Origin of the sequence: Brevundimonas diminuta ATCC 11568 (genome assembly GCF_000204035.1) — a bacterium.
In the GTDB taxonomy this organism is placed as follows: domain Bacteria; phylum Pseudomonadota; class Alphaproteobacteria; order Caulobacterales; family Caulobacteraceae; genus Brevundimonas; species Brevundimonas diminuta.
Genome location: NZ_GL883084.1, coordinates 448247 through 455561 on the forward strand (window position 1 = coordinate 448247; position 7315 = coordinate 455561).

A 7315-nucleotide genomic window follows, 5' to 3' on the forward strand; every position below is an offset into this window, starting at 1 on the left:
GGGGGAGCCGCCGGCTCGGCGCCGAACGCATAGCGCAGGCCCAGCGTCACGGTGTGCGACTGGTCATAGTCGCCCGACAGAGTGCCGTACTGAATGGCGCCCGTGCCCGCAGAGCGCGTGTCGAACTCAGCGTCACCCGTCAGGTAACGGTAGGTCAGGTCGACGTTGGCGCGGTCCGAGATGGACCAGGCTAGGCCGGCCAGGGCCTGAGCGGCGAACTTGGTCGAGCTGTCGTCAGCCGAGAAGCTGACGCCCGGCGTCTGGCGCAGACGGCCGACGGTGTCGACGTTGACGCGGTTCACACCGACGCCCAGGCCGACGAACGGACGGATAGTCCAGTCCGGCGAGCCGAAGTCGTACAGCACGTTGGCCATCAGGGTGGTTGACGTGATGTCGCCTTCCGGCGAGTGGCACGGGCCGGTGGCCGGCGTCAGGTTGCACAGGCCGTTCGGGCCCGAGACGGCGCGCACCTTGCCGATGTCGCCCGAGCGGTAGCCGCCTTCGAGTTCGACACGCCAGTTCGGATTGAAACGGTAGCCGAGGCGAGCGAACGCCGCCCAGCCGTCATTGACTTCCCAGTTCCAGTTGTGGCCGTTCGTCGACGCTTCCGTGTTGATGTCGTCGATGATGTGGTAGCCGGCGTCGATCGCACCGTACCAGCCGTCCGGCTCAGCCGATGCAGCGCCGGCCGACAGGGCCAGGGCGGCCGCTGCGCTCGACGCCAGGATCAAACTCTTGACACGCATAGGATGCGGCCCTCCGAGATTTATTGAAAGGTGGGCGATATTTAAGTCACCGCCTATGTCGACCCTTACCAGCGTCGCCATAGGCGGTCGAGCACGAAACGCTCACTTTTGGCTCCACGCAACACAAGCGTGTTCCAAAAGCTACAAAAGGTTAAGTCTCTCTTTAGCTCAAAGCAAGTGAGGGAGCACCGCCCCCCAAGGTTCTCGCCTCAGCGACCTGTGTAAAGGCGGAAACAATATGATACAATGAACTGGCGGGAGCGGCTTCATCAATGAAGCGGCCGTTTGCAAGCCTCTTATCTCGCCACAGTCCGTCATCCGTCAGATATGTCCAAAGGGCGCGCTGAGCGCGAGCCGCCTCTGACGAAAAACGATTCTCATCTGCCGGGCACAGATCAGCAAGAAGCAGGGAGGCTTTCAGCCACTCCGTCTGAGGCCACAGACGAGCACGCCTTACACGAACCGCCCCCTCCTCATCCAAGGCGTCTACGGCAACCTGACCGCGCGCATCCACTCCCTCAACCCCGCTGTCGAACAAAATCTTGGCGGCCGTCAGCCACTTCTGATCTCCGCCGCGACGGTGCAAGCGCGCCAACAACCAGGCCCATTCGAATTGATGACCCGGCTCGACGAGACGACCTTTCTCGCCAGAAGCAGGCGTCCAGTCAGCCTCGAAGAATTCTCTCAATCGGCCGGTCTTTGAATCCATAAAAACAGTCGTGGCCAAGCTCGCAACCTGTTCTGCGAGCGTACTCCATGTCGGATCATCGCTGACCTCGGACCAAGCCAAGGCCGCCTCCAGCAGGTGCATGTGGGCGTTTGACTGGTATGGCTGGTCTCCGGCTTCGACGATGGCTCCACCGTCATCCGCCCTTTCCAGCAACCGCTTTCTCACCTCATGAGCGATCGCTTCAGAACGCCCGTCCCAGTCAACGCCCGATTTCTTGGCCGTCGCTAGCGCGAGCAGAAGAAAAGCCTGATCATAGACACGGAAATCCTCGTCCAGAGGCGTGCCGTCATGCGCCACCAACGTTCGCATCAAACCATCCGGACGCAGGAACGTTCTTTCCAGATATGCGAACCCGTCCATGATGTTCTGACGCCAAGGCCCTTGCCATCCAAGCAAGCCCGCCTGCGCAAAAACATAAATCTGTCGAGCCTGAACGCGCGCACGTCGCTCCGCCGCTACACTTCGCCCATCAAGATTAAGCAGCTCCGCAAATGCTCCATTTTCGGCCTGGCCCACAGACGACCAAAGCGGCAATGCGCGCAAACGCAACCACTCCCGGAATCGGCGCGCACCAACTTCAAGCGTCTCCATTTCAGGTTTGACGAAGTCTATATGCTGAGGGGAAGACTTTCGCAGTCGCTCCACTACCTTCTTCACGTCTTGAGCGCGAGACAGATCGCACACCAAGACGGCGTCGCCTTCAACCACAATGGCCAGATTTCGAACCCCAAGGGCCGCGACGACTACGCCTTCCGGTGCACGCGCCATGCAGCCTTCAGCGTCCTCGAAGATATGCCCGCCGAATTCTCCTTCGCCCGTCGCGGCGACGGCGTCCCAAGCTCCCAAATCCGACCATTGGAAATCAACTGGCAAAACCCAGGCCCGCTGCGTGCGCTCCATCAAGGCATAGTCGATCGAAATCTTAGGCGCAGAACGGAAAGCTGCGCCAAGCTCAAAGACATCCCCAGCACAACCGTCAACCGACGCTCGTGCCGACTGAAGGACATCGGGAGCACAATGCGCGAGTTCAGAAAGCAGCGTCTTGGCAGAGAGTATGAAATTGCCGCTATTCCAAAGAAATCCTTTTTCAATGTACTCTCGAGCTACATCTCGATCCGGCTTTTCAACAAACTGTTGCACTGGAGCAAGATTACTTGCGACCGGCTGAATATACCCATAAGCGGTCGAGGGCTCGGTCGGTTTGACGCCCAGGGTGACGATATGCCCCTGCAACGCGGCTTCGCCCGCCTTTCGTACAGCTTCGCAGAAGGCGCCATGATCCGGAATATGGTGATCTGACGCGACAAAAACGTTCACCCCGTCCGCGTCGTGTTGTTCCGTCCATGCTGCGGCCGCCGCCATAGCGGCTGCCGAATCCCGCGCCTCCGGCTCAAGCAAGACTTGAGCAATGACGCCGATTTCATGAAGCTGATCCAGAATGGCGCTACGATGCGCCTGACCGCCAATAACAATAATGCGCCCGCCACCGGAAACTAGCGGCTGCGTCCGTAAAACGGCTTCCTGAAAAAGGGAACGATTACCTGAAAGCGGGATGAACTGCTTAGGCCTTGAAGGGCGAGAAGCCGGCCAAAGCCTGGTTCCCGCACCGCCGCACATAATGACAGGATATAATCTCATGCGAGGATGCCTAATCTGAATCGCGCAGAAGGGAAGTACCCGACCATAGAATTACGAAAGAATGACAACTCTCGCTAACTTCAACAGCACCTCCCCCGTGACTCCCGCCGCCCTTGGGGCTATCGAGCGCGCACGATGATAGAGACTGATCGGCAATCCGAGGAACGCGGCTGGGAAACGGCGAAGACGCTCGCCGAGGCCCTGCCCTATATCCAAGTCTATGACCGCGAGACCGTGGTCATCAAATACGGCGGCCACGCCATGGGCGAGAGCGCCGTGGCGAAGCAATTCGCCGCGGACGTGGTGCTGCTGAAGCTGATGGGCGTGAACCCCGTGGTGGTCCACGGCGGCGGCCCGCAGATCAGCGCCATGCTGGACAAGGCAGGCGTGAAATCGGCCTTCGTCGACGGCCTGCGCGTGACGGACAAGGACACCATGTCGGTGGCCGAGATGGTCCTGTCCGGCGCGGTCAACAAAGAGATCGCCCACTGGATCACCGTCGCCGGCAAGGAAGCCGACGTGCGCGGCGTCGGCCTGTCGGGCAAGGACGCCGGCCTGCTGACGGTCGAGAAGACCAAGCGCACCAAGCGCGACCCCGACAGCATGATCGAGCACGAGGTCGATCTGGGCTTCGTCGGCGAGCCGACCAAGGTCGATCCCAAGCTGATCAAGGGCCTGATCGCCTCGGAGACCGAGGACTGGGTGCCGGTCATCGCTCCCATCGGCGTGGCCGAAGACGGCCAGACCTATAACGTCAACGCCGACACCGTGGCCGGGGCCGTCGCGGGCGCGCTGCACGCCAAGCGGATGCTGCTGCTGACCGACGTGCCGGGGGTCAAGGGCGCCGACGGCGAGATCATCCGCCAGATGACGCTGGACGAGGCGCAGAGCCTGATCGACGACGGCGTCGCCACCGGCGGCATGATCCCCAAGCTGGAGACGGCCATGGCCGCCATCCGCGCGGGCGTCGAGGCCGTGGTCATCCTGGACGGGCGCCGCCCGCACGCCATGCTGGTCGAGCTGTTCACCGAGCACGGCGCCGGCACCCTGGTCAGGCGGAAGTGACGGGTTCGGCGCCGAAGACGGCGCCTGAAACCGCGCCTACCGAGATCGGCGCGGACCTGCGCCATGTGCGGTCCTGGGTCTTCGATCTGGACAACACCCTGTACCCGCCGGAGACGCAGTTCCTGCGTCAGGTGGAGCAGCGCATCAACCAATACGTCGTGCGGACCTCGGGCCTGGAATCGGCCGAAGCCCTGTCGGTGCAGCGCGGCTATCTGCACGACTACGGCACCTCCCTGGCCGGGCTGATGATGCACTATGAGATCGACCCGCATCACTTCCTGGCCGAGGTGCATGACGTGCCGCTAGACGTGCTGGCGCCCGATCCCGGCCTGCATGCGGCGCTGGAGCGGCTGCAGGGTCCGCGCCTGATCTTCACCAACGGCTCGGCCGGTCACGCCCAGCGGGTGATGGAGAAGCTGGAGCTGACGCCCTTCTTCGACGGAGTGTTCGCGTTGGAGGACGCCGACCTGATCCCCAAGCCGGACCCGCGCACCTTCCACAAGATGCTGGCGCGCTTCGGCGTCGATCCGGCGACCGCCTGCTTCTTCGAGGACACGCCCAAGAACCTGGAGCCGGCGCGCGATCTGGGCATGACCACCGTGCTGGTCGGAACCAAGGCCTTCACCGCCGAGGGCGACCACATCCAACACCGGGCCGCCTCCCTCGGCCCCTTCCTGACCACCGCCATGCTGGACGGAGATCCGCAATGACCGACCTGACCCACCTGGAATCCGTCATCGAGGCCGCCTGGGAAGCCCGCGCCGAGGTTTCGGCCGCCACGCGCGGCGAAGTGCGCGACGCCGTCGACACCGCCCTGGCCCTGCTGGATTCCGGCCAGGCGCGCGTCGCCTCGCGCGGGGAGGACGGCGTGTGGACCACGCACCAATGGCTGAAGAAGGCGGTGCTGTTGTCCTTCCGTCTGAACGACAACGTCATCATGCGCGCGGGCCACGCCCCGACCCTGCCGCTGTCGGCCGATCATCCGGTCGCCGTCGGCCCCTTCTGGGACAAGGTGCCCAACAAGTTCGGCGATTGGAGCGCCGCCGACTATAAGGCCGCGGGCTTCCGCTCGGTGCCGGGCGCGGTTGTTCGTCGCGGCGCCTATGTCGGCAAGAACGTGGTGCTGATGCCGTCCTTCGTGAACATCGGCGCCTATGTCGATGAAGGCTCGATGGTCGACGCCTGGGCCACGGTCGGCTCGTGCGCCCAGATCGGCAAGAACGTCCACCTGTCGGGCGGCGCAGGCATCGGCGGCGTGCTGGAGCCGCTGCAGGCCAACCCCACCATCATCGAGGACGGCTGCTTCATCGGCGCCCGCGCCGAGGTGGCCGAAGGCGTCATCGTGCGCGAGGGCGCCGTCCTGGCCATGGGCGTCTATCTGTCGGCCTCGACCAAGATCGTCGACCGGTCCACGGGCGAGATCTTCCGCGGCGAGGTGCCGGCCTATTCGGTCGTGGTGCCGGGCGCCCTGCCCGACCCGAACGGCGGCCCGTCGCTGTACTGCGCCGTCATCGTCAAGCGCGTCGACGCCCAGACCCGCGCCAAGACCGGCGTCAACGAACTGCTGCGCGACTGATCGTCCGTCACCGGATCCGACGGACTCGTCAATCTCTCTGAAACCAGCCTAATGGCTGGATAGGTTTCGGGAGAGGGAACCATGTCCGTTCAGCGTCTGCGGCGATACGCCGTCTCTATCAGCGTTCTGGGCCTGCTGGCCCTGCCCTTGGCAGCCTGCGGCGGCGGGGGCGGCGGAACGGGCGGCGGCATCGTCACGCCTCCACCTCCGCCGCCTCCACCGCCTCCACCGCCTCCGCCTCCTCCTCCTCCTCCGGCCATCCCCAGCGCGACGTCCGCCGAATATCTGCGCAACTGGGGCGTCGGAGACGTCGGCGCCATGAGCGCCTGGCAGAGAGGCGCCACCGGGCGCGGCGTGACCGTCGCCGTGGTGGACAGCGGCATCAAGCTGAACCATCAGGATCTGGGGGTGAACGTCTCTCCCCTGTCGACCGATGTGGTGCCCGGCCGCAACCAGCCGCAAGGTGCGGACGACCACGGGACCAATGTCTCCAGCATCATCGCCGCGCCTTTCAACGGCTTCGGCACCGTCGGCGTCGCCTTCAACTCGACCATCTTGTCGATTCGCGCCGATGTCAGCGACTGCACGGACCCCGACGACAAGGTCTGTTTCCGATCATCCGACCTGGTGCGCTCTTTGGACTACGCGGTTCAGAACGGGGCCAAGATCATCAATCTGTCCCTGGGCGGCGAGACGCCTCTAGGCTCCCAATTCGAAGCGGCCCTGCAGCGCGCGGTAAACGCCGGGGTCATCTTCGCCATCGCCGCCGGCAATGAGGCGGGCACCAATCCCGAATGGCCTGGCCGATACGCCAGCGACCCGCGCTTCGCCGGCTCCATCATCGTCGTCGGCGCCCATGATCGCGCGCGCCAACTGGGCGATTTCTCCAATAAGGCAGGCGTTTCGCAGGGCGTTTATCTGACGGCGCCGGGCGTCGATGTGATCGTGGGCTGTGAAGGCGACGGCTGCTGGCGGGTCAACGGCACCTCCTTCGCCTCGCCCGCCGTGGCGGGCGCCCTGGCCCTGTTGCTGGAAGCCTTCCCCAATCTGACTGGACGGGAGGCGGTGGACATTCTGCTGCGCACCGGGGCGGATCTCGGCGACGCGGGGACCGACGTCACCTTCGGGCGCGGAGCCCTGGACATCGCCCGCGCGTTCCAGCCCGTCGGCGCAACCGCCTCGCCCATGGCGGCCGGCGCATCAGTGAACATCGCCGTGGCGCCCGGCGCCCATGTCGGCGGGCCGTTCGGGGACGCGATGGGTCGGACCGGGGCGCTGAGCACCATCGCCTACGACGAGTATGAGCGGCTGTTCCGGGTCGACCTGGGCGACGCCTATCGCCCCGCGCCGCGCCGCAGCTGGCAGCCCGAGACGCCGACGCCCATGCGCCAGTCTCAAGTGTCGCTGGATGCGCCGGGCGGGACGCGACTGTCCCTGGCCGCCGCCGTGCCGGTCGAACTGCCCGAGCCGGTCGTGGCGCGCTACGGCCCCTATGACGCGCCGTGGCTGGGCGACGAACCGCGCAGCGAGGCCCTGTTCGACGTTCAGGCGGGGCGGCTG

6 protein-coding genes are annotated in these 7315 nt (G+C 64.7%); 4 read left to right on the forward strand and 2 right to left on the reverse strand.

The features are described from left to right. On the reverse strand, positions 1-746 hold a 746-nt coding region (locus tag BDIM_RS02255; protein WP_040344764.1), incomplete at its 3' end, for an outer membrane protein. Positions 747-909: 163 nt separating this feature from the next. Next, entirely contained in the window at positions 910-3114 is a 2205-nt protein-coding gene (locus BDIM_RS02260; protein ID WP_003163943.1) for an AGE family epimerase/isomerase, read from the reverse strand. A gap of 135 nt (positions 3115-3249) precedes the next feature. Here BDIM_RS02260 and argB point away from each other — a divergent pair, with 135 nt between their 5' ends. The 4 genes from argB to BDIM_RS02280 all read left to right on the forward strand — a co-directional run. Continuing rightward, positions 3250-4179, forward strand: coding sequence for an acetylglutamate kinase (gene argB, locus BDIM_RS02265; RefSeq protein ID WP_003163944.1), 930 nt, complete (start codon positions 3250-3252; stop codon positions 4177-4179). Continuing rightward, positions 4176-4889, forward strand: a complete 714-nt coding sequence (locus BDIM_RS02270; RefSeq protein WP_003163945.1) for a pyrimidine 5'-nucleotidase — start codon at positions 4176-4178, stop codon at positions 4887-4889. The genes argB and BDIM_RS02270 overlap by 4 nt, the downstream gene beginning before the upstream one ends. Next, on the forward strand, positions 4886-5755 hold the full coding sequence (gene dapD / locus BDIM_RS02275; RefSeq protein ID WP_003163946.1) for a 2,3,4,5-tetrahydropyridine-2,6-dicarboxylate N-succinyltransferase: 870 nt from the start codon (positions 4886-4888) through the stop codon (positions 5753-5755). Before BDIM_RS02270 ends, dapD begins: the two co-directional genes overlap by 4 nt. 318 nt (positions 5756-6073) lie before the next feature. Then, positions 6074-7315 (forward strand): S8 family peptidase (locus tag BDIM_RS02280; protein ID WP_040344573.1); only part of this gene is annotated, 1242 nt, incomplete at its 3' end.

What these genes read in the sequence shown, in the direction of transcription:
- BDIM_RS02260 (WP_003163943.1), bottom strand. Translation starts at nt 3,114, where the DNA reads ATGAGATTATATCCTGTCATTATGTGCGGCGGTGCGGGAACCAGGCTT.
- argB (WP_003163944.1), top strand. Translation starts at nt 3,250, where the DNA reads ATGATAGAGACTGATCGGCAATCCGAGGAACGCGGCTGGGAAACGGCG.
- dapD (WP_003163946.1), top strand. Translation starts at nt 4,886, where the DNA reads ATGACCGACCTGACCCACCTGGAATCCGTCATCGAGGCCGCCTGGGAA.